This window comes from Bacillus sp. JJ864, assembly GCF_036963045.1.
Lineage (GTDB): Bacteria > Bacillota > Bacilli > Bacillales > Bacillaceae_G > Bacillus_A > Bacillus_A pseudomycoides_C.
The window spans coordinates 1-3,323 of sequence record NZ_JBALLY010000210.1 but is presented as its reverse complement, the minus strand read 5'-3'; the positions used below and the strand labels follow the sequence as shown (position 1 = coordinate 3,323).

General features: G+C 40.4%; 1 protein-coding gene. It reads left to right on the top strand.

What is annotated here, in order from left to right:
* The coding region (locus V7024_RS23090; RefSeq protein WP_335524346.1) for a DUF6531 domain-containing protein at positions 1 to 3,323 on the top strand (3,323 nt) is incomplete at both ends.

The following is a 3,323-nucleotide window of genomic DNA, read 5'->3' as shown; positions in this document are numbered from 1 at the left end:
GTTGGAAATGTGACGAAGTGGTCTACGCAAGGAAAGAAAATCTATCCAACGGCAGATGAGTTGAAAAATGGCCGCTACCAGTTCCATACAGATGGAAAGGGAGAAGAACTTGCATTAAATCCTTTGAAGCTGTATGAGAATGCAGGTGATTTTAGAAGCGATAAGTATTGGGTTCATATTCAGGCCTACAGTAATATCGGGCATGCCGAAAGTACGTATTCCCCAGATTACGGCATTAAAATGACAGAACCAACAGATATTTTTGGGTTAAAAGATTATATTGCTTCTGTTGATGTGATTGGCGGTAAAGTAAACGCGACGAACGGAAACTTTGTTATGGATGAGTCGGACTTTACGTTATCAGGACGCGGCCCTGACTTTCGTATCGACCGTGTATACAACAGTAACAGCACAGAACAAGGCGTATTAGGAAAAGGCTGGACGAGTTCTTTTGATGAAAAAGTACAGGAGCAGCCAAATGGAGATGTACACTTTATTCATGAAGATCGCGCAGTCGATCGTTTTGAAAAAACGGGAGACAACTCCTACAAAGCGCCTCCGGGTGTCTTTTTAGAAATCAAGAAAACAGACAGCGGGTATACGGTTACTGATAAAGATCAAACGGTATCCGAGTACGATAAGCAAGGTCGTTTAACAAAGGTAAAAGACGAACACGGCAATACGCTGACGTATCGCTATGAAAATGGCCGCGTTGTCGAAATTACAAACGCTGCGAATCGTAAAGTGTCTTTACAGTATACAGACGGATTATTAACAAAGCTTGTTGGTCCTGAAAATCGTACAGTTACGTATACGTATAAAGATGGCCAACTCGTAGGCGTAACAACACCGAGAGGAAAACAATATCGATACGGCTATGAAAATGGAAAACTACGGTACACATATGATCCGAAACATACGGAGCAAAAGCCGTACAAAACAACGTACACATATGACAACAATCGACTCGTGAGTGTAAAGGACGCATTAGGAAAAGAAACGAAACTCTCTTATAACAATGAAGCAAGAGAAGTGACAGTTATTGATCCAAAAAATGTGAAAGATATTCATCAATACAATCTTGCGGGGAATCCAGCAAAAACAATTGTAGATGCAGATGGATTAAAGCTCACGACAACGTATGAATATGAAACAAACAATTTAACGAAAAAGACAGATCCAAAGGATCAAGGAAAACGTGTTTCTGAAAGTTATACGTATGATGGGAAAGGAAACGTAACATCTGCGACGGACGCAATTGGAACAGAGAAGTATGAATATAATCAAAATAATGATGTAACGAAAGTAACGGATACAGAGAATAAAACAGCGTCTGTGACATATAACGGTGCTAATGCCGTTTCAGAAACAGATTATAAGGCGCAAACCTCATCTGTGACGCAGTATGATTCTTATGGAAATCCGATTCGCGGCAGCTTAGAACTAGCACCGGGTGGTAACTTAATCCGAAACTCTGGCTTTGAAGCAGGGGGCGATCGTTGGGAATTGCGCGGATGGAACGATGGCGGGAAAAATGAAATCGATCGTAACGTTCGTGCACCGCAATTAGGACAAACGTCTTCCCTCCGCATGGATACAAAAGGCATCAATGACAGCTGGGGAGCAACAATCGCCAGCCAAAAAGTAGACGTTGAGCCAAATAAACCATATATTTTAAGCGGGTGGATCAAAACAAGTGGTTTAGAAAAAGCAAGTGCTTATTTCTATGTCATTCAGCTAGACGAACATGGAAATCATGTAGGAACCATTTCGAATAACCATAGTAAAGTTACTGGCACAACCGATTGGACAAAACGACAAGTCCCAATTGTTACTTCTGATAAAACGCGTCAATTAGTCATTGAGGTCTTCGCAGCTCATGAAAGCGCGGAAGGAAAAGGGACAGCTTGGTTTGATAATTTCCAATTAGAAGAAGGGCCAATCTCATCTTCTTTTAATCCAGTACCAAACCCAAGTTTTGAGTATTATAGAGACAGCGACAAATTAGAAGGTTGGCATACATGGCAAAACGTACCGAAAGATAATATTGGAGAAGGATTTGGCGGACACTCAGCGCTTGTGATGGAACGGAAGAGTCCAATTGATCCAAGTCCAGACTTACATTATCGTCAAGAAATTGCGCTAAATCAAAGTCAGGCAAAAGACATTACAATTACGGCAATGTCAAAAGCAGAAAATGTGAAACATAGCAGTGCATCGCAGCCAAACAAAGGATATTCTGTTTGGGTCTATGCAGAACATGAAGGCGGAACATGGAAAAGCTATTACATTACATTCCCGCTTGGCACAAAAGATTGGAACCGCGGAGCGGTTGTTATCCCAGCTTCAGCAGGGGCAATTAAACGCATTCAGCTTCATACGATGCTTGATAAAGAACTGACAGGGAAAGTATGGTTCGATGATATTCGTATCATGGAAGGCAACCACTTAACGAAAACAGAGTATGATGCAGATGGAAACTTCATTACCGCAACTTATGATGAAGAAAATCGTAAAAATACATTTACGTACGATACGTATGGAAACAAATCAAGTGAAACAGATGAAAAAGGAAATAAAAAGACCTTTGCCTATAACGAAGACAATCAATTAACGAAAACAACAATGGCAAATGGTACTTCTGTTTCTTACAGTTATGATGATAATGGAAATACAACAGAGAAATTTGTGACAGCTGGCGGAAAAACGCAAAAGAACATCTTCGAATATGATGTCGATAACAAACTAACTGTTTTCCAAGATGCGTTATTACGAAAAATCGTACACGAATATGATGCAAATGCGAACCGGACGAAAACAACGCTGCCAACAAACACTGTGTTAGAATGGGAGTACGACGCGGCAAACCGAGCGATTAAAGCAAAACGAAATGGAAAAGATACATTCTCGTATGCATATGATGAAAACGGAAATGAAACGAAAGTAACCGATCATATAAACGGAATCACACGTGAAAAAGCATATGACGAAGGCAACCGCATCATCAGCATGACAGACCGTGGCGGCAGCGTAAAATGGTCGTATCAACCAAAATCTCATAAACTAAAAGATACAACGATCAATTACGGCTCATACAACAACACAACAAACTATGAATATAACGCCTTAAATCAAAATACGAAAGTAACCGATAGCGGAAAAACATTCTATTTTGATTACGACGAATTTGGAAACGTTGTTCGTTACCAAGCCGGCAATGACACAGCGGCCCAATTTACGTACGACCATACAAAGAAACTAACGAACTTACAAATTGGTACAAAAGATTCACAGCGTATTTTAGAAGAATCGTATACGTATGA